The 18,683-nt window shown below is 70.5% G+C and carries 22 protein-coding genes; 5 read left to right on the forward strand and 17 right to left on the reverse strand.

What is annotated here, in order from left to right:
- Positions 1-66 precede the first annotated feature (66 nt).
- Positions 67-234, forward strand: a complete 168-nt coding sequence (locus ACN27F_RS24030) for an SAM-dependent methyltransferase (RefSeq protein ID WP_421437173.1) — start codon at positions 67-69, stop codon at positions 232-234.
- Positions 235-298: 64 nt separating this feature from the next.
- On the forward strand, positions 299-1,123 hold the full coding sequence (locus ACN27F_RS24035) for a helix-turn-helix domain-containing protein (protein WP_421437175.1): 825 nt from the start codon (positions 299-301) through the stop codon (positions 1,121-1,123).
- Positions 1,124-1,264: 141 nt separating this feature from the next.
- Here the strand turns inward: ACN27F_RS24035 and ACN27F_RS24040 are convergent, their stop codons facing one another.
- Positions 1,265-2,047 carry a YqjF family protein gene (locus ACN27F_RS24040; protein WP_421437178.1) on the reverse strand — a complete coding sequence of 261 codons (783 nt, stop codon included), beginning with the start codon at positions 2,045-2,047 and terminating at the stop codon, positions 1,265-1,267.
- An 84-nt stretch (positions 2,048-2,131) separates the two neighbouring features.
- On the opposite strand from ACN27F_RS24040, the gene ACN27F_RS24045 reads away from it, so the two are divergent.
- A complete protein-coding gene (locus ACN27F_RS24045) occupies positions 2,132-2,599 on the forward strand; it encodes a PPOX class F420-dependent oxidoreductase (RefSeq protein WP_421437181.1) in 468 nt (155 codons plus the stop codon).
- A gap of 41 nt (positions 2,600-2,640) precedes the next feature.
- Here ACN27F_RS24045 and ACN27F_RS24050 read toward each other — a convergent pair whose 3' ends face one another.
- The 8 genes from ACN27F_RS24050 to ACN27F_RS24085 all read right to left on the reverse strand — a co-directional run bounded on the left by ACN27F_RS24050 (position 2,641) and on the right by ACN27F_RS24085 (position 9,554).
- Complete coding sequence (locus ACN27F_RS24050; RefSeq protein WP_421437182.1) at positions 2,641-2,847, reverse strand: hypothetical protein; 207 nt, start codon at positions 2,845-2,847, stop codon at positions 2,641-2,643.
- A 170-nt stretch (positions 2,848-3,017) separates the two neighbouring features.
- Positions 3,018-3,305, reverse strand: coding sequence for a hypothetical protein (locus tag ACN27F_RS24055; protein WP_421437185.1), 288 nt, complete (start codon positions 3,303-3,305; stop codon positions 3,018-3,020).
- A 23-nt stretch (positions 3,306-3,328) separates the two neighbouring features.
- The gene (locus ACN27F_RS24060; protein ID WP_421437188.1) at positions 3,329-3,604 is read right to left on the reverse strand and encodes a hypothetical protein; all 276 of its coding nucleotides are present in this window, start codon (positions 3,602-3,604) and stop codon (positions 3,329-3,331) included.
- A gap of 34 nt (positions 3,605-3,638) precedes the next feature.
- Positions 3,639-3,836 (reverse strand): hypothetical protein, encoded by a 198-nt coding sequence (locus ACN27F_RS24065; protein ID WP_421437191.1) that lies wholly within the window; start codon positions 3,834-3,836, stop codon positions 3,639-3,641.
- A 438-nt stretch (positions 3,837-4,274) separates the two neighbouring features.
- Positions 4,275-6,608, reverse strand: a complete 2,334-nt coding sequence (locus ACN27F_RS24070) for a hypothetical protein (protein ID WP_421437194.1) — start codon at positions 6,606-6,608, stop codon at positions 4,275-4,277.
- Complete coding sequence (locus tag ACN27F_RS24075) at positions 6,605-7,477, reverse strand: hypothetical protein (protein WP_421437196.1); 873 nt, start codon at positions 7,475-7,477, stop codon at positions 6,605-6,607. The genes ACN27F_RS24070 and ACN27F_RS24075 overlap by 4 nt, the downstream gene beginning before the upstream one ends.
- 162 nt (positions 7,478-7,639) lie before the next feature.
- Positions 7,640-8,350, reverse strand: a complete 711-nt coding sequence (locus ACN27F_RS24080; protein ID WP_421437199.1) for a Crp/Fnr family transcriptional regulator — start codon at positions 8,348-8,350, stop codon at positions 7,640-7,642.
- 73 nt (positions 8,351-8,423) lie between these two features.
- Positions 8,424-9,554 (reverse strand): LCP family protein, encoded by a 1,131-nt coding sequence (locus ACN27F_RS24085; RefSeq protein ID WP_421437202.1) that lies wholly within the window; start codon positions 9,552-9,554, stop codon positions 8,424-8,426.
- A gap of 250 nt (positions 9,555-9,804) precedes the next feature.
- Here ACN27F_RS24085 and ACN27F_RS24090 point away from each other — a divergent pair, with 250 nt between their 5' ends.
- Positions 9,805-10,080 carry a GlsB/YeaQ/YmgE family stress response membrane protein gene (locus ACN27F_RS24090; RefSeq protein WP_421437205.1) on the forward strand — a complete coding sequence of 92 codons (276 nt, stop codon included), beginning with the start codon at positions 9,805-9,807 and terminating at the stop codon, positions 10,078-10,080.
- 18 nt (positions 10,081-10,098) lie between these two features.
- Here ACN27F_RS24090 and ACN27F_RS24095 read toward each other — a convergent pair whose 3' ends face one another.
- The gene (locus ACN27F_RS24095; protein WP_421437208.1) at positions 10,099-11,256 is read right to left on the reverse strand and encodes a tetratricopeptide repeat protein; all 1,158 of its coding nucleotides are present in this window, start codon (positions 11,254-11,256) and stop codon (positions 10,099-10,101) included.
- 186 nt (positions 11,257-11,442) lie between these two features.
- Here ACN27F_RS24095 and ACN27F_RS24100 point away from each other — a divergent pair, with 186 nt between their 5' ends.
- Positions 11,443-13,059 (forward strand): PQQ-dependent sugar dehydrogenase, encoded by a 1,617-nt coding sequence (locus ACN27F_RS24100; RefSeq protein ID WP_421437210.1) that lies wholly within the window; start codon positions 11,443-11,445, stop codon positions 13,057-13,059.
- 121 nt (positions 13,060-13,180) lie between these two features.
- Here the strand turns inward: ACN27F_RS24100 and ACN27F_RS24105 are convergent, their stop codons facing one another.
- The 7 genes from ACN27F_RS24105 to ACN27F_RS24135 all read right to left on the reverse strand — a co-directional run bounded on the left by ACN27F_RS24105 (position 13,181) and on the right by ACN27F_RS24135 (position 18,681).
- Positions 13,181-13,672 (reverse strand): hypothetical protein, encoded by a 492-nt coding sequence (locus ACN27F_RS24105; protein ID WP_421437211.1) that lies wholly within the window; start codon positions 13,670-13,672, stop codon positions 13,181-13,183.
- A gap of 77 nt (positions 13,673-13,749) precedes the next feature.
- A complete protein-coding gene (locus ACN27F_RS24110; RefSeq protein ID WP_421437212.1) occupies positions 13,750-14,070 on the reverse strand; it encodes a DUF2470 domain-containing protein in 321 nt (106 codons plus the stop codon).
- Positions 14,067-14,732, reverse strand: a complete 666-nt coding sequence (locus ACN27F_RS24115; protein WP_421437214.1) for a heme oxygenase (biliverdin-producing) — start codon at positions 14,730-14,732, stop codon at positions 14,067-14,069. Before ACN27F_RS24115 ends, ACN27F_RS24110 begins: the two co-directional genes overlap by 4 nt.
- Positions 14,725-15,639 carry a heme ABC transporter ATP-binding protein gene (locus ACN27F_RS24120; RefSeq protein WP_421437216.1) on the reverse strand — a complete coding sequence of 305 codons (915 nt, stop codon included), beginning with the start codon at positions 15,637-15,639 and terminating at the stop codon, positions 14,725-14,727. The genes ACN27F_RS24115 and ACN27F_RS24120 overlap by 8 nt, the downstream gene beginning before the upstream one ends.
- Entirely contained in the window at positions 15,636-16,685 is a 1,050-nt protein-coding gene (locus ACN27F_RS24125; RefSeq protein WP_421437218.1) for a FecCD family ABC transporter permease, read from the reverse strand. Before ACN27F_RS24125 ends, ACN27F_RS24120 begins: the two co-directional genes overlap by 4 nt.
- A 5-nt stretch (positions 16,686-16,690) precedes the next feature.
- Complete coding sequence (locus ACN27F_RS24130) at positions 16,691-17,794, reverse strand: heme/hemin ABC transporter substrate-binding protein (protein ID WP_421437220.1); 1,104 nt, start codon at positions 17,792-17,794, stop codon at positions 16,691-16,693.
- Positions 17,791-18,681 (reverse strand): hypothetical protein, encoded by an 891-nt coding sequence (locus ACN27F_RS24135; protein WP_421437222.1) that lies wholly within the window; start codon positions 18,679-18,681, stop codon positions 17,791-17,793. The genes ACN27F_RS24130 and ACN27F_RS24135 overlap by 4 nt, the downstream gene beginning before the upstream one ends.
- Between the last annotated feature and the right edge of the window lie 2 nt (positions 18,682-18,683).

The raw sequence follows: 18,683 nt of genomic DNA on the forward strand, positions 1-18,683 counted from the left end.
TCGCGATGATCGTCCACGGCTATGCTACGAGACCGCTCTGGTGCCCGTTCCGAGAAGGATGCCCGCATGGTTGATGATTCCTCCGGTAGCTCCAGCCACGTGGCCAAGCTGGACACCACGGCGCCGCAGCACGGCCGGATCTGGAATCACCGGCTGGACGGCAAGAACAACCACGCGGTTGATCGCGAAGCCGGCGACCAGATCCGGTACCGCGGCGTCGGCCGCAAGGCGTAGGTCGGCAGTGAGCACGGTCGGGCAACATCACGAGCATGCAGCCGGTGGACCTACCGTCCGGCGGATGCAACTCGGTGCCCGGCTGCGGCGGTTGCGGGAGAACAAGGGCATCACCCGGGAGGACGCCGGCTGGGTGATCCGGGCCTCCGAATCGAAGATCAGCCGGATGGAACTCGGTCGCGTCGGGTTCAAGGAGCGCGACGTCGACGACCTGTTGACGATCTACGGGGTCACCGACGAGCAGGAGCGGGCCGAGCTCGTCACGCTCGCCCGTCAGTCGAACCAGCCGGGCTGGTGGCAGCCGTACGGGGATCTGCTGCCCACCTGGTTCCAGTACTACCTGGACCTGGAGTCGGCGGCCAGCTTGATCCGCACCTACGAGATCCAGTTCGTGCCCGGACTGTTGCAGACCGAGGAGTACGCCCGGGCGGTGATCGGCATCGGGTTCAGCGAGGGCAGCGCTCAGGAGGTGGAACGCCGGGTCGCGCTGCGGATCGCCCGCAAGCAGGTGCTGGATCAGCCGGATGCGCCCCGGGTGTGGGCGGTGATCGACGAAGCGGTGTTGTGCCGGCCGATCGGCGGGTCGAAGGTGCTGCGCGGGCAGATCGAAGCGCTCGCCGAAAGCTGCGAGCGACCGGGCGTACGCCTGCAGGTGGTGCGGTTCCGCAGTGGCGGACACGCGGCGGCCGGCGGTGCCTTCAGCATTCTGCGTTTCCCGGAGCAGGAGTTGCCGGACGTGGTCTACCTGGAGCACCTGACCAGCGCCCTCTACCTGGACAAGCGGGAGGATGTCGACCGGTACGCCGCCGCGGCCGGCCGGCTGTTCATCGAGGCCGACCCACCGGACCGGACCCGCGACATCCTGCACGCCGCGCTGCGTGACCTCTGACGCTGCGTGATCTCTGACGCGGTGCGCTGATCTGTGCCAGCGGTGGGCGCGGGCCAGCTACCAGCGGATCGGCCGATGGCCGGGGGTGGGTAGTGCGGTACGAATCCCCGCCGCTGCTGCGCCCCGCCGGGTCCAGCCCGGTCACCGTCGGGTTGCCACGGCCACCGGAGGACCGAAGCGGACCGGCACGCCCGGGGAGTAGAGCACGCTCACCGGTGGCCCGTCCGGTGCGGGTAGCCCGGCGGCGGTGACCAGGCCGTCGTCGAGGTCGAGTAGGTCGGCCCGGTGCAGTGGCCACCGTGGGTGCACGTTGGGCAGGTACAAGGTGCGGCCGTGGGCGCGTACGTGCAGCCCCCACCGGGCGGTGAGGAAATGCTCCAGCGGGGTCGGCTCGTCGATCGCCGAGCCGACCTGGACCGCCATTCGGTTGTGCGCCCCGCGCGGCCCAGGCCAGCGTCGTCGGCACCGGTAGACGAACCGGTCACCGTCGCGGTCCAGCCGCATCCACGACCACAGGTACGGCAGCCGCAGGCTGGCCTGCGCCACCAGCACCGGCAGCAACCGGGCCGCGTCGAGCGAGCGGAACACCACCCCGCGCCGGCCGGCGATGTCCACCGAATACAGCCGTACGTTGGTCTCGCAGAAGGTGCCGAGGTAGGGGATGCCGGGGCCGGTGAGCGGGCCGACCCCGACCATCCGGAAGCCGATCAGTCCGACATAGCTGACGCCGTCGACGGTGTCGGGGCGGGTGCCGGCGGGCAGCAACGGCGCGACCACCTCCGGCTCCACCGGCCAGTGCAGGAACGCCAGGTCGTGCCAGCGCTGTACGAGGATCGGCCGGCGTACCGGCCGGGGCGCGGTCGCGGTGACCGGTTCCGTCGGGGCGAGATCGGGCGCTTGCGGCAGGGGATCGGTGGCGGCCATGAGATCATTGTGCCCACCGCGCCGACCGCCATCACCGCCACCGCCACCGCCATCATCACCGCCAATCGTCTGAGGAGCGCCACCGTGGCACCTGCCGTCGCGACGAACACCCCAGTCGACCGGGCGGGTTTGCTCGACTTTCTGCGCCCGCGCCACCGCGCGATCCTGATGACCACCCGCGTCGACGGACGGCCGCAGGCCTCCCCGGTGACCTGCGGCATCGACAGCGAAGGCCGGTTGGTTGTCTCGACCTACCCGGACCGGGCCAAAGCGGTCAATGTCCGTCGGGACCCGACCGTCTCCGCCTGCGTGCTCTCCGACGAGTGGAACGGTCCGTGGGTACAGCTCGACGGCACCGCCATCGTGCTCGACCTGCCCGAGGCGCTGGAACCGCTGGTCGACTACTACCGCTGCATCGCCGGCGAGCACCCGGACTGGGCGCAGTACCGCGCGGCCATGCACCGGCAGGGCAAGTCGCTGGTCCGGATGACCGTCGACCGGTGGGGGCCGATCGCCACCGGCGGCTTTCCACCCCGTCTCGCCGGCGACTGACGGCTCACCGGACGCAGGCCCACCGCGAGCCCGCTTCCGGCTCACTCCGACGGTTGCGGGACCTCGCAGTCGATCTTCGGGTTCAGGCCGATGTAGTTCAGCGGCCCGGCGATCACCGTCACGACCGTGGTGCCGGCATGGGCGCAGTTGGTGTCCGACCGGTCGAAATAGCCGCGCTGGGCTGCGGCCACCACTCCGATCACCAACCAGATGAGCACGATCAACCCGGTTATCGAACCGCCACGCATGGCTCCTCCTCGTCTCGCGACCGCCCGCCACCATGTCCCTTGCCCGGCGACCGTCGGTCGCCGGGCAGCGGCGGATGGGCAACGCTGTACCCAGCGGCACTCAGCCGGTAACCAGATTCCAGAACCCAGAGCCGGCACCTCGACCGGTACGGGACGCTGTGGAGGCGCGGTCAGGCGATGTCTCGACGGTGAATCCGCAACGCCCCGGCGACGAGTGGCACCAGCACCCACAGCGCCACCGAGGTGCCCAGCCGGGCCCACTGCCCGGCGGCGACATCCGCAGTGCGCAGCGGCTCGGTGGTAAGCGTCAGATCCAGCCACTCGGCGGCGGTGCGCAGCCGCTCGACGATGCCACCGACCACGGTCCAGGCGGTCGGCAACAGCAGGAGCAGTACGATCGCCAGCGGTGTGTTCAGCAGCAGCATGCCGAACGCCACACCCATCACCACGTTGATCACCTGGAACAGTACGGCGTGGCCGATCAGCGCCGCGTCGACGTGCCACAGTTGCGTGCCGTCGGCGCCCCTGGCGTCTCCGGCCCCGCGCCCAGCACCCGGTGCCGCAGGGGGATCAGCGCGAAGGTGGTCAGCGCGGTGCGCTGGGACCATTCGGTGGTGACCAGCAGGACACCCAGCACCGGCAGCAGGAACGCCGACGGCAGCAGAGCCAGGACGAAGGTGCTGGCGAAGGTCTGCTCTGCGGGATCGACGAAGATCAACAAAAGGGCGACGACCGCCACGGTCGTCAGGCCGATCACCGCCAGCAGCCAGTAGCCGGCCCGGGTGTCGAGGTCACGCGTCGAGCACGCGACCGGCGAGATCGGCCCGGTCGAAGGAGACGAACACGTCACCGAGCCGGTCCAGCAGATAGCGGCGTTCGTCGGCGGTCAGGCCGCCGACGAAGTCCTGCACGGTCTCGGCGATCACCGCGCTCTGCCGGTCGCCATCTCCGGTGATCTTCGCGGCGACGTCCTCGAAGGTGTCGTCCAACAGCGGTTCGAGTGCGTTCGGGTGGTGGATCAGCCAATAGCAGCGGGCGGTCGCCGGATCGGTGAGGACCTTGTTTGTCCGCCATCGCCGTGTCCTGCTCGGCTTGGCTGTCCACGGTGAGCACGACCGTGCACCGCAGCAGGCGGATCTGCGAGGCGGTGGCGTCGACCCGCGGCAGTTGGCTGTTCAGTTCGGCTTCGAGCAGCGTCCGCTCGGTGACTTTGCGTCGGGCCGCCAGCTTCCGTGCCGCGTCGAGCAGGATCCACCGCACCGTCGCCGCGCTGCGCTCGATCGGGCGGATGTGCTGCCAGACAACGGTGAACATGGCGGTGAACGTGGTGCCGCCGAGCGCCGCCGGGAGCCGGTCGCTGAAGGTGTCCGCAAACGCGGCCGGTATGGCGGGCGCGGGGGACCTGAACAGGTCGAGGAATCCAGGCATCACAGCTCCAGGGCAGGTCGGATCGCCCGGCGGGTCGCCATCGGGTCCGCACGGTGCAGTTGGTGAATGAGATGGCGTCGCAACGCCGCGCGGCGGGATGCGTCCACGGCGCTCGTAGGGCCGGGGTAGTCGCCGTCGCGGCGGATCACCGGTTGCTGGTCGGTCGGCGGTTGGTCGGTCGGTGGTTGGTCGGCTGGTGGCGGGTCGGTCGGCCAGGCGTACAGCAGCGCGCGGAGCCGGGCGACCCGGCGGGCGGCCGCGGGACCCGCGGTGACGGATCGGCCGAGGACGTGGGTGAGCGTTGTGATCAATTCGCCGTCAGCGGCCGCGTCGTCGAACCAACGGTGCAGCAGGGCGGTGATACCGGCTGCCGGTTCCCGCTGATCGAGAACCCGCCCGATCGCCACGCCGATCTCGTCCTGCACGGCGGGCGTGGCCAGAGTGATCTCCTGAAACACCTGGTCGGGGTGCTCACCCGGGACCGTCGGGTCGGGGCAGCCCAGGGCGTCGAGAGCCTGACCGGCGAGCGCGGCCCGGTGCGGGTGGTCGCCGCCGAGCCAGCGGGCCAGCCGCAGCAGGACTGCCTGGCGCAGCGGTGGCCGGCGCCACAGTGACCCGAGCGCGTCCAGCACCGCGGTCACGGTGTCGGCGACGCCGTGACGGGCCAGGTGACCCAGACGGACCAGTGCCTGTTCGACGTAGAAGTCGGCGAACTGACCGCCGCACACCTCCGCGACGGTGATCATGATGGGCGGATGGTGGCGGACCTGCGCCCAGCGGTAGAGCTGCTGCCGTACGGCGGCGCCGAGCTCGGGGCTGAGCGCGGCGATGCCGAGTATGTGGACCAGCGTCGCGCGTAGTTCGACCCGTTGGCTCCACACCGGTGCCACCTGGGCGAAGATCTCCGGTGTGCGACGGCGCAACGCGGTCCGCAGGACGAGCTCGGCGGCCCGCCCGGCGAGGTCACGGTCCATGCTCGGGCGCGTTCCGGTGGCCCGCAGCGGAAGGTTGGCCACCCACCGCCAGAGCTCGCGGGAGAACGCGTCGGCGCGGTCGGAGATGGCGAAGTCGAGCACCGCCTCGGCGTATCCGGCCCGGCGGAACCGTACGGTGTGCACGCCGTCCAGGCAGGCATCGACGGCGGCGACCAGTTCCCGGACCCCGGCGTACTGGATCGCGTTGTTGCCTTCGGCGTCGGCCAACCGGGAGTCGAGGGATTCGGCGGCCCCGAGCACCGCCGGGGCCGGAGCGCCTTCCAGCGCCGCCGTGGCGATCAGGAACGCCCGCTGCCGTGGTTCGTTGTGCTGGTGGAACCAGGCGCCGAGTTCCGCCTCCCAGTTGTGGTAGGCCGAGACCAGTGCGGCGACCACCTCTTTGCCGCCTGGCGAGTCCGGGGTGACCGGTGCGGTCGGCTCGGCGGCGATACCGGTGGCGAGTGCACCGGTGGCCAGCACGTCGGCGGCGAGTTGGGCGAGCCGGACCGCTTCGGCCGGTGCCGCCCCGGCGAGAAGCTCGGCGACCTGCGGCTCGCAGCCGAGCCAGCCGAGTTCCAGATCGGGTCGCAGCCGACGCAGTCGCTGACGGAGGATCTGACCGGCGTCCGGTACGCCGACCCGCAGGACCGGTCCGTCGCGTGCCGAGCCGAGCTGCGTCCAGGTCGACTCGGCGGCCGTGACGGCGATGATCGAATCCCGGCGGGCCAGGCTGTGGCAGTAGGCACCGAGGTCGCGGGCGAACCCGTACTGGATGTGATGCGCCTGTTCCGGCAGTTCCAGCAGGTACGCCTGCTCGGCTGCGACCGGCAACTCGGCGATGGTCAACTGCTCCCGCCGGGCCGGGTCGAATGTCGGGCGGATCTCCCGCAACGGCTGACCGGTACCATGGAGCAGCTTCAACGCGGCGGTGTACCGGCCGGTCCCGGGGCTTGCGAGCAGAACGGCTCCGCCGTAGCGGCGCATCGCCGCGAGCGCCGCGCCGCTGTCGAGCCGCTCTCCACTGATCGTGTGGAAGCCGGGCTCGACGAAGCTGTCGAGCCGGTCGCGGACATAGTCGACGCTGAGTTCGTGGTAGTCGCGAACCCGCTGGACGTACTGGTGCAGCCCGCCGTAGACGACGCCGGCGACCTGTCCCGAGTTGTATCTGACGCTGACCGGCGCATCCGATCCGTCATCTGTCGGGTCGGCATCGGTCGGTGCCAACTCCACCGGGAGGTACTCGTCGAGATCGTCCAGGTCGTCGAGCTCCGGTTGCCGGTCGCCGGTCAAGGAACCGTCCGCGGTGCCGCCGGTGGCGTCCGCCGCCGGTACGGTGTCCTGCGCGGTACCGGCTGTCATCGACGTCCGCTCCGGGTTTGTCGCATTCCGCCCTGGACCACCGAAGCGGCCTGGCCGGAGTTGTCGTTGATGCGCGGCCCCGCGACCCGTGCCGGCGGCTGGTTGCCAGCACCCGGCGGCGATGACTGGTCCCAGCCGGGCGGTGACTGGTCCCGGCGGGCGGGCGCGGGTATTGGCGGGGGTTCCTCGGCCGGTCGCGCGGCGAGCCGAGGCACGGCGAGCAGACTGCCGGACGGCTCCGGCACGTACAGCCAGGCGCGCTGGCTGAATCCCTTGCCCGGCACGGACGCGGTCACCTCGAGGAAGTGATCCGGATGGCGGCTGGTGTACCCGCCGCGGACGACGTCGTCGAACACGCGATCCGACAGGATCGCCGCCAGGTGGGTCACCGACGGCTGAGCGGCGGCGAGGATGATACGGATCGGGTCGGAGTCGAGCAGCCGGTGCGTCTCATTGCGGGCGGTGCCGTTGCCGGCGGTTGCCGGATCGTCGGGATCCGCCGGCAACGGGCCCACGTGCAGGCTCGCCCGGAGCCTGATGGCGGGCTGGCCACGGAGCACGCTCGCGTTGTGCGTGGTCAGCACCTGCTGCAGCACCGCCAGAAACGGATGGACCAGCGCGGGTAGCAGCCGGGTCGGCACCCCGATGGCGAATCCGTCTCCGGTGTTGCTGTAGAACGGCGGAGCCTGCCACACCTCGCCGACGCCGCATTCGTCGAATGCCTGGCGGGCGAGCTGCGGGATCAGCCGGGCGATGTCCTGGTGGGTGCTGCCGGGCTCGGCGGTGAATCCTTTCGCGTCGACCGCGAGAATCCCGGTATACGGTGGCAGTTCGCGGGTGAATGTGTATGGCGCAGGTGTGAAGGACACCTGTTCTCCCGTCAGATCGGCATCGTCGGCCTCGCATCCTCACCTGGTGCGGTTCCGGGTTTCTGCCATCTGCTGGGCAACATTGGTATCAGGTGCCGGAAATGGCGGCTCGGCCCTGACTCCGGACCGGTGTAGACGATCCGCACGCGACAATCAGCCGGGTCACGGTCGCTGATCGGTCAGGTGATTCCGGCTGGCGCCGCGATCGCAGATCCGGGCCAGCTGGTCGAGATTCAGGAGTTCGTAGCGCCGCGAGGCCGTGGCGATCAACCCGCGTCGGCGCAACTCGCCGAGCGCGGAGACCACCGCGTTGCGGGAGGCGCCGATGAGCTGGGCCAACCCGTCCTGGGACAGACCCAGGTCCAGAACCGCGTGGTTGGGACCGTCAGGGCGGGCCTTCGCGAGCCGCAGCAACGCCCGGGCCAACCGCTGCGGTACGGGCAGCGAGGCGATCTCCACCCGTTGCTCGTCGGACTCACGTAGCCGGGCGTTGGTGTATCGCCGCAACGCGGAGTGCAGACCACGATCCTCGATCACGGCCAGAAACTGCTCCGGGGTGAGCCGACGGGCGGTCACCTGGCGTAGGACGGACACGCTCGCCGACCGAGGCGTGCCGTCCAGGGCGGCGATGTCACCCAGCAGGTCTCCTGTGGATCGTACGGTGAGCATGGTTTCGTTGCCGTTGGATTCGGTGCGAAAGACCCGGACCGCGCCGGAAAGGAGCACGAACACGTCGCGCCCATGCTCGTCCTGCAGAAACAACCCGTGCCGGCGGTGCAGATGCACCGGTTGACCAGCCTGGCGAAGCACCTGCCAGTCGGCGGCACTGACGTGGTCTACGAAGCTGACCCGTGCCGGGTACGCGGCGGACATGCGCCCACCGTACTGTTGCGAACGGAAACCAGGTAATTACCGTGACGGATGCGCTGGCGTCTGGGTCCGGCGTTCACTGCTGCTGCACCATCTCGGGGTTGGCGAGCAGGAAGTCGTCGAGGGTTCCGGTGGCGATGGACTCCAGCATCGCCACGCTCTGCGGGGTGAGCCGCTCCGCCGCGGTGCTGCTGAAACCGGCTGAATTGAACTCCCCATTGTTTGTCTTCACCAGCACCAGGTCGTTGGCGGTGATGCCGCGCAAGGTGAAGACGAAGTCGGCGATCGGCACGCCTGCGGTATCCAGCACGAAGGCGTTGCCGGCCGCGGTGATCACGCGGTCGATCTTCGCCGGGTTGGTCAGTACTCCCGTGCTGCTGGCCTCCTGCACCATCGCTTTGAGCAGTTGTCGCTGGTGGCGCTGCCGGTCGTAGTCGCCGTTGGGCAGCCCGTACCGTTGGCGGGAGTAGTCCAGCGCTTCCCAGCCGGCCATCCGCCGGCACCCTTCCTCGTGCCAGAGCTCTTCGCCACCGCCCATGTCGCGGGCCTGCGCGAGCCAGGTCGGCTCACCGTCTATCAGCCGCATGTGCTGTGACATCACCCGCTGATCGACACACATCCGAACTCCGCCGAGCGCGTCGATGACGTCCCTGAACCCGCTGAAGTCGATGATCGCGGCGCCGTTGAACTCGATTCCGGTGAGTTCCTTGAGGGTGAGAGCGACCAGTTGCGCCCCGCCGGACCGGCCGGCGCCGTTGCGGGAACCGGCGTGGAAGACGTCAGTGATCTTGGATTCGCCGCCGGTGTACCCACTCGGTTCGAACGCCGGTGCCTCGACCCAGGTGTCACGGGGGACGGAGACGAGATACGCCTGGTCGTGCGTTGCCGGCACATGCATGACGATGATCGTGTCCGAGCGCATGTCCCCCGGCAGGCTGCTCCGCTCGTCGACGCCGAGCAGCAGCATGGTGATCGGGCCTTCGAGCGCCTCCCGGGGCTGCTCCGGGACCGTTTTCGCGGCGCCGGCCAGGAGATCCTGCTGCAGGATGTTCGCGGTGTACCGGTCGATGAGCAGCTTGCTGCCGACGATCGCGGCGGCGCTGGCCGACATCAGCAAACTGCCGATCACCAGGGCCAGCACGGCCCACACCGGGGTACGCCGTCGCGATGGCGTGGTGGTGGAGGTGGACCTGCTGCGTGCCGACATGCCATGACTCCAGTTGAGGGGACGACCGGGAGGCAGGTCTGGTGTGTTACCCCGCAAGCTACCGGGTCAAGCTGCAAGTTTACTGAGTGATCGGCTGAGATCAGCAGGTAGAGCCGGTCCGAGTTCTAGTCCACTGTGGTTGATCGGGGGCTCGGTCCAGGTATCGGGGAATATCGCACTCGTTGCCGGAATCTGGCATCGTTGAGATAGGTCGACCAGGCCAGCGGAACCGGTATAAGGGGGCGAAGCAGTGGAAATCCACGGTATCTTCACAGCGCTCATCATCGGTCTCATCATCGGCGCACTCGGGCGTCTCGTCGTGCCGGGCAAGCAGGATCTGAAGCTCTGGGTCACGCTGCTGATCGGTGTGGTGGCCGCGCTACTCGGCACGCTGGTCGCCGGGTTGTTCGGGGTGGCCGACACCCGGGGCCCGGACTGGATCGAACTGGCTCTGCAGGTGGCGTTCGCCGCCGGCGGGGTCGCGCTCATCTCCGGAGCGGCTTCCGGTTCCCGCAAGAAGTCGTAGCCGGACGGGCAGCCGTAGTCAGACGGATCGCCCGGTCAGCCAGGTTCGCTCGATCGAGCCCAGATATCGGTCCCGGTGTTCCTCCCGGGCCAGGGCGCGCAGCAGGAAGTCCATGTGGTCGCAGATCTCGCGGGCGCGGCGGGCCGACTGGCAGGTCTGGTAGAGCACAGCGGCGTGCAGGTCGGCATCGGCGTAGTTGCCGCGCAGCACCTCGTCGCTCCACCGGATCAGCGACGCCCACATGGGTTTGATCTTTGCCCGGCGTTCGCTCGAATCGAGCCGGCTGATGGCCTCCGCCGACCGGTCCCGAGCGTGCGGCAGCGCCTGCGCCTGAGCGGCGAGCAGGGCCAGGAAGAACGGGGTGGAGACCAGGTCCTGATCCAGTCGGTTGGCTTGCTGGTGGGCGTCTCGGGCGGCGGTGAAGTCACCGTTGTCGCGCAGCAGCAGCCCCAGGCAGTTCCAGTTCTGTGGATCGTTGGGGCCGTGTTTGGTGGCGCTTCGCGCATAGCCGAGCGCCCGGTCGGGTTGCAGGTAGCGGTGCAGCAGAGCGAGCGCGCGTTCGGCGGCGTCGGTCGGCAGTTTGTACGCCATGGCCGTGGTCAACTCCGCCTCGGCGGCGATGTCCTCGCCGAGGTTGGTCAACGACCGGCCGAGTCGGTACCGCACCCGCGGATTGCGCGGGTCGAGTTCCACCGCCCGGCGTAGGAACTCGACCGCCTTCTCGTAGTAACCCTCCCAGTACGCCGCCTCGCCCTGGTTGAACAGGTAGGAGACCTCTACCTGGGTGGTCAGTCGGTGGTCGAAGTCGCTGAGCCGCGACTGCATGTCCTCGATCAACAGGTGTACCTGCTCGGATTGGCGCTCTGCCCGGGTGACCGCGGTCTCGACTCGCCCCACCAGGGTGTCCGTCTGCTCGGACAGCGTCTCGGCCTGGCCGATCGCCCGGTCGGCCTGTTCGACGATCTCCTGCGCCACGACCCGTTGCCGGTCGAGTTCGAGACGGGCCCGGGTGCCGATGCGCCGGATGCTGCGCAACTCCCGGACGCCGATGAAGCCGGCCAGCACGAAAACCACGGTCAACGCGGTAACAAGGAGGGAAAATGCCGCAATTATCCCGCCGGACCACGCGATCACCAGTTCGGCGATCTGGATCGGGTCGGGGGATACCGGCTCCATACCGACAGGGTACACACGGTATGAAGTCAAATACTTACTCTAAGTAAGTGATCTGATGGTTCGGTGACGCCGTACGGGCGCCCGCGACCTTGTCATAGACTCGCGTACATGAATATGAGTGCTCATCAATCATCTGTGTCGTCCGGTCGAGAACGTGGTGGCGGGCGCGCTCGATCAGCCAGATTGGTGGAACGGGCGACGCTGGCCGGGGTAGCGGCCACGGTCGCCGTGGCGCTGGCCGCAGTGACGGCCGTCGCCACGGCCAGCGCGGCACCGGCCGATCGAGCCGGGACGGCGGAGGCAACGGAGGCGACCGGGCTGAGCACGACGGCGGCCGTCCCACTCGATGAACTCGGCGTCTCCACCACTCAGGTCGCGTTCGGGCTGCAGCGGCCGACCGCGATGATCGCCCCGGACGACGGCAGCGGACGGCTGTTCATCACCGAGAAGGCCGGCCGGGTGCGGGTCTACCACCCGGACTCCGGGCTGGCCGCCGAGCCGCTGCTGGACCTCAGCGCCGCGGTCGACGTCTCGGGCAACGAGCGAGGTCTGCTCGGGATCGCCACCGCACCCGGATTCGCCGCCGATCCCGCGATCTACCTCGCGTACACGGCGTTGCCCGACGGGATGGTCACCCTGTCGCGGATTCCGCTGACGGCCCCGGACGAGCAGCCGGTGCCGGTCGACCGGGAGGAGGTGCTGCTGGCACAGCCGCACGTCGAGTTCGCCAACCACAACGGCGGGCAGCTCGCCTTCGGCAGCGACGGCTACCTGTACTGGAGCATCGGCGACGGTGGCGGGGCCGACGACGTGCTCGGCACCGGTCAGGACCTCGGCACCCTGCTCGGCAAGATCCTGCGACTGGACGTCTCCGGCGCTTGCGGGACGCTGCCCTACTGCGTACCGGCGGACAATCCGTTCGTGGCCGAGCCCGGCGCCCGCGCCGAGATCTGGGCGTACGGGCTGCGCAACCCGTGGCGGTTCTCCTTCGATCCGGCGGACGGATCACTGTGGATCGCCGACGTCGGCCAGGGCTCGTACGAGGAGGTCAACCACCTGCGCGGGGTCGCCGGAGCCAACCTCGGCTGGTCCTGCCGGGAGGGGCCGGTGGAGTTCAACCCGGACCGCTGCGACCCGGCGGCGCAGTACGTCGACCCGATCTTCCACTACCAGACGTCGGTGGGCGGCTGCGCGGTGATCGGCGGCCACGTCTATCGGGGTAGCGCCTCCGCCGACATCGCCACCGGCACCTACCTCGCCACCGACTACTGCTCGGCGGCCGCCTACGCCATCCGGCCCAACGCGGCCGGCGGGTACGACAGCGCTGTCCTCGGTGAGCTGCCGATCCAGCCGACCACTCTCGGGGTGGCCGCTGACGGCGAGTTCTACCTGGCCAACGATCTGCCCGGGCAGCTGCACCGGATCTCCTTCGTCGCGCAGGAGCCGGAGCCCGAGCCGGACTGCCAGGTCGGCTACCTGGTGAACAGCGACTGGGGTGCCGGTTTCACCACGGCCGTCACGGTCACCAACACCGGTACCGAGCCGATCGACGGTTGGTCACTGGCCTGGTCCTTCGTCGGCGCCCAGCAGATCGCGGTCGCCTGGAACGCGGTGGCGGTCCAGGATGGTGCGTCGGTGACCGCGACGAACGCGGCGTGGAACGCGATGATCCCACCCGGCGGCACGGTCGAGTTCGGATTCCTGGGCAGCAGCGACGGCAGCGGAGCCGGCCCGGCGCCGACCGAGTTCACCCTCAACGGACTGCCCTGCCTGGCCTCGTCGGCCGCGGCGACAGCCAGCTGATCAGACGGACGGCCAGCTGACCAGACGGACGGCCAGCTGACCAGACGGACAGCACGGCGCCAGGGCCGATGGACACCTGCGGCTCTGGCGCCGTCGCCGTCGCCGTCACCCGTCCATCGGGTCAGGACAGCGGACGGGCGACCACCGGATCCCCCGGCGGGAACTCCTCCGGATCGACCACGGCGACCGCTCCGCCATTGAAGAATCCGTGGCCGACCAGGACCAGCCGATGACAGTCGGGGTCGCCGGTCCGGTCCGGCAGCTGCCCGGCGAGCGCCCGGACCTGGGTCGCCGACGACTCCTCCAGCGCGAATTCGTCCTCTCCCCAAACCCCTCTGACCTGGAAGAACTCGCGGTCGTCGCGCTGAATGTCACCGTTGAGCACGATCATCTGATCCGATCCGGTCAGCGCACTCGACGCCTCGTTGAGCCCCCAGGCGGAGTAGACCGACTCGGTCCCGGCCTCCGGGGCGGGGCCGACGCCGATGCCGGTACACCCGCTGAGTGCCACCGTCACGAGGATACCGATGGTCAGCCTGGCACCGGTACGTCGTCGCGTCGTCGCCCGGCTGCCCGTCGTACGTCGCTCGGCACGGGCACGGGTACGACGCATGGCCTGCGCCTTCCCGACGGACGCGAGCCCAAACCCGGCGGGCCAGCCCGGCCAGCCCGGTCGCCCGGCCAGCCCGGTCACCCGGGCGGGCGGGCGGTCACGCCGAGCCGCGCGCAGGACTCCTCGTACATCCGGACCACCTCGCGGCGCACCTGCACCCGTTCGGTCAACCGGCGGGCGAACGGTACCCGTACCGGCACCTCCACTTCGTCGACCGTGGCGACGAAGTCGATGCCGTCGGCGTCCAGACCGGTCATCCGGGCTGCGGTCGCCTGTCCTGCCCCACCCAACGCCCGGCAGATCAGCAGCGAATCGGCCGCGTGGTCGTCGTTCATGTGCCGGGCGATCTGCGCGATCACCTCCGGGGTGAACGGGCCTGGGCCGACCGCCGCGCTCACGCCGCCTGCTCCACGGTCGACTCCGGCTCCAAATCGCGGCCAAGCTCGGCGAGGACCGCCGAGTTGTGCCGGTAGGCCACCGCGACCTCGCCGACCAGGGCGGCCTCGGCGGTCACGTCCAGCGGCAACGCGTCGAGCCGGGCCCGGTAGGCGTTCTTGTAGTCGCGCGGGTGCTCGATTCCGGAGAAGTGGTAAAACGCCACCCCACCAGTTTCGTCCAGTTGGTAGGTTTTTGCCACTTCTCGACCGATGAACAACCCGCCGGAGAGGTCCCCGAGGTAGCGGGTGTAGTGGTGGGCGATGAACGCGGGTGCGAAGGTGAAACACACTTCCTGCATGCGTGCCACGTAGCGCTGGGTGGCCACGCCGGGCGTGATCCGAGCCGCCCAGTCGGGGCCGAGCAGGAACGCCAGGTCCGTCTGCAGCGCCGGCAACCGGGTGAGCCGCTCGTCGACGAACCCTGCGGCCAGTTCGTCGTCGCGCATGGCCGCGGCGGCCTCCTCCAGCACCTGGTAGATGAAGTAGTGCTGGGCGACGAGGTCGGCGTAGCGGTCACGGGGCAACTCCCCGGCGACCAGCGCCGAGACGTACCGGGCGGACTCGGCCGCCTGGTGGTCCTGCCAACTGGCCGCCCGTAGCCGGGCCGAGAACGTGTCACTCATCGGAGCTTCCTTTCCGTGTCGTCCCGGCACGACCCGGGGGCGGTTCCGACGGAACAGCGTTCCGTCGCGGCAACACCAGCGGCAAACCGGTCTGCGGATGCGCCAACACCTCGATGTCGTGCCGGTACACCTCACTGAGCAGGTCAGCGGTGAGCACCTGCGCCGGTGGACCGGCCGCGCGTCGCCGGCCTGCCGACAACAACACGATCCGGTCCGCGTACGCACCGGCCAGGCCCAGGTCGTGCAGCACCACCACGACCGCGTTTCCGGCCGCGGCCTGGCTCCGGGCGATCCGCAACACCAGTTCCTGGTGGTGCAGGTCGAGCGCGGCCGTCGGCTCGTCCAGCAGGAGCACGGTAGCCCGCTGGGCGAGCACCCGGGCGAGGGCGACGCGGGCCTGCTCGCCGCCGGACAGTGAGGTGAACGCCCGCCCGGCGAACTGCGCGACGTCGGTGGCGAGCAGGCACTCGTCCACCACGTCGTCGTCGGACTCACCGCCGGGCACCCCGGCCCAGGGCGCCCGGCCCATTCGTACCACCTCGGTGACGGTGAACGGGAACGACAGGGTGTGCCGCTGGGGCAGCACGGCCCGGCGCAGGGCGAGCTCCGCCGGGCTCCAGTCGGACTGCGGCGCGCCGTCGACGCGTACCGTCCCGGCGGCCGGCGCCACGTCGCCGCAGACCGCGGCGAGCAGGGTCGACTTGCCCGCCCCGTTGGGACCGACCAGTGCGACCACCTCGCCAGTGTGGACGACCAGATCCACCGAGTCGAGCACCGGACGGCCACCGAGCTCCACCCGTAGCCGGTCGACCTCGATCATCGGGCTGCCGGTGGGCCGTCGCTCGGGCCGCCGTGGTACCTGCCGGCCGGGCAACCGTAGCGAACGTAGCCGGGCGCCGGTGCTCATCCCCAGCCTCCGGCGCGGCGACGGGTGCGGCGCAGCAACCAGAAGAAGGCCGGCCCGCCGACAACGGCGGTCAGCACCCCGAGCGGCATCTCCTGGTACTCCACGAGGGTGCGGGCCGCCAGGTCGGCGGCGATCACGACGAGCGCGCCGCCGAGCGCGCTCGCCGGCAGCAACACCCGGTGTCCGGGGCCGGCCACCATCCGGACCAGATGCGGCACCACCAGGCCGATGAAGCTGATCACCCCGGTGAAGGCGACCGCGGCGGCCCCGAGCAGGGCGGTCACCACGATCATCCGCACCCGGAGCCGCTCCACGTCGACGCCGAGATGGCGGGCGGGACGTTCGCCGAGAGCGAGCAGGTCCAGCTTGCCGGCGGAGGCGAGCGCGACCGCCAGCCCGACGACCAGACAGGGTAGGGCGACCGCGACCGCGTCCCAGTTGGCCTGGGCGAGGCTGCCGAGGTTCCAGAAGGCGATCGCCTGGACCCCGGCGGCGTCGGTGACGAACATCAGTAGCCCGATCGCCGCGCCGGCGACCGCGTTGACCGCGATGCCGGTGAGGACGAGGGTGACGATCTCGGTACGCCCGTCGGCCCGCGACAGCACGTAGACCAGGTAGGTCGTGATCAGCCCACCGGCGAACGCGGCGGCGGCCAGCACCCAGCCACCGGCCGCCGCGACCCCGGTGACGATCGCCAGGGCAGCGCCCACCGCCGCGCCGGCGGACACCCCGATGACCCCGGGCTCGGCCAGCGGGTTGCCGAAGATGCCCTGCATGACCGCGCCGGCACAGCCGAGGCAGGCACCGACGACCGCAGCCAGCACCACCCGGGGGAACCGGACGATCCATAGCGCACTTTCCGCGTGCGGGGCGGCGGACAGCGTACCGACGTCCAGCCCGATGCGGTGCAGCACCGACGCGACCACCTCGGCCGGCGCGATCTGCACCTGCCCGGTGCCGGCGGCGACCACACCGGCCACGACCAGCGCGGCGGCGAGCCCGGCGAGCAACAACGGACGCCGGGCGGCCAGCGTGGGCGCGGTCATCGGGGTCACCGGCATTCGTGGATCGCCCGGGCCAGCGCCGTGATGGTGGCACCGGTGCGGGTGCCGAAATTGAGCAGGATGGTGTCGTCCATGTCGATGACGCGTCGCTGCTGGCCGGCCGGGGTCTGCGCGATGCCGGGCAGGGCGAGCAGGCCGTCGACCCCGCCGACCGACTCCAGCCCCTTGGTCATCACCAGTATGACGTCCGGCGCGGCCTCGATCAGGCCTTCACTGGTGAGCGGCCGGAACCGTTGCAGTCCGATCGCGGTGCCGGCGTCCTCGCCGCCGGCGGCTTCGATCATCGCGTCGGATCCGGCGCCGGCACCGCCCATCAGGTAGACCCCGGCGGTGCCGCGTAGGTAGAGGAACGCGACCCGCGGCCGGTCGTCGCCGCCGCCGTCGCCGCCCGCGTCCGTGCCAGTACGGTCGGCTGCGGCGATTTCACCTTCGACCCTGTCGACCAGCCGTTCACCGGCTGGCGTGACGCCGAGCGCGGCGGCCACCTCGCGGATGTGCACCGGCACGGCGGCCAGGCTCTGCTCGTCGCCGACGCGCACCAGCGGGATCCCGGCGGCGCGCAGCTGGTCGAGTACCTCGGGTGGTCCGATGCTGTCGTCGAGCAGCACCACCGTCGGGTCGAGAGCGAGGATCGCCTCGGTGGACAGGTCGTGGCCGCCGGGGGTGACCACCGGTAGCTCGGCGGCGGCGGGGAAATCGGTGGAGGTGTCCCGGCCGACGACGCGGTCGCCGAGGCCGAGGCTGAACACGATTTCGGCGATCGAGCCGTACAGATTGACCGCGAGGATCCGGCTGGCGTCGGTGACGGTGACCCGGTCGCCGCTGGCGTCGGTGACGGTGACCGGCAGCCGTGGCACGGCCGCCGGGTCCAGCGGCACCACGTCGCTGTCGGCTACCACCGCGGTGACCGGCCCGCAGGTGCGTGGCGGGTCCCCGGCGGCATCGGTCACGAGATCGTCGGCACAGGCGGCGGACCCGGCCAGCACCACGGCGGCGAGCGTCGCCGCGCCCAGTCGGGTCGGGCCCAGTCGGGTCGTGGTCGGTCGGGTCGTGGTCGGTCGGGTCGTGGTCGGTCGCGGGCGGGCGATCACCGCCGGCTCCGGGTGCGCCGCCGGGCGGCGGTGAGTCCGAGCAGGGCGAGTACGCCGAGCGCGAGCAGGATCAGCGTACTGCTCCACCACTGGCCGGCCGGGCCGACCGTGCTGACCCGGGTGACCGACAGACTGTCCGACGCGGTGGCGGTCGGACCGCCGCTGACAGCCGACCCGGCACCCGCGCTTGGGGCCAGGCTGCCGGCGTCAGCTACGCCGGCACCGTCCGGGCCGGTGGTGGCGCCGGTGTCCGGTGCGTCCGTGTCGGACGTTTCGCTGCCGGAGGCGGTGCCGCCCCCGCCGGAGGTGCCGCCGGCCGGGGAGCTGCTGGGTCGCGGCGCGGCGCTGGTGGGTCGTGGCGCCGCAGCGGCCGCGAAGGTGATCGGGACGCGGACGTCCTGGCTGCGGTCGCTGGTGCGGGTGTGGTCCGCTCGGGTGACCACCGAGCAGGTACGCACCGTGCAGTCGACGTCGCCGATCTTCGTGACCAACGGGATGCTGACCTGGAACGAGCCGCCGGGTCCGTACGGGACGGCGAGCCCTTCGCCGTACGACGGCGGGTTGCTGGAGATCCAGTGCGAGCTGCCCGTGCCGCCGGACATGTCGACGCCGCCCCCGCACGGGGTCGGTAGCTGCCCGGCGCCGTTGTCCACGCAGTAGGCGACGTAGATGCCTTTGTCGGTGTCGTAGCCGGTGCCGGTCACGGTGACGGTCTCGCCGGAGCGACTGACGCCATCGGACTTGGCGACGGTGAGTCGTTGCCCGCCCGGTCCGGTGGCACTGATGTCCGCGAGCGCGGGTGCCGCCGGCAGAGTCGCGCAGAGCACGGCACCGGTCACGGTGGCGACGATCGCGACGGCCCGGCTGCCGACCAGCGGCGTCGACATGG

The sequence above is a fragment of the Solwaraspora sp. WMMB335 genome (assembly GCF_049179075.1).
Classification (GTDB): Bacteria; Actinomycetota; Actinomycetes; order Mycobacteriales; family Micromonosporaceae; genus Micromonospora_E.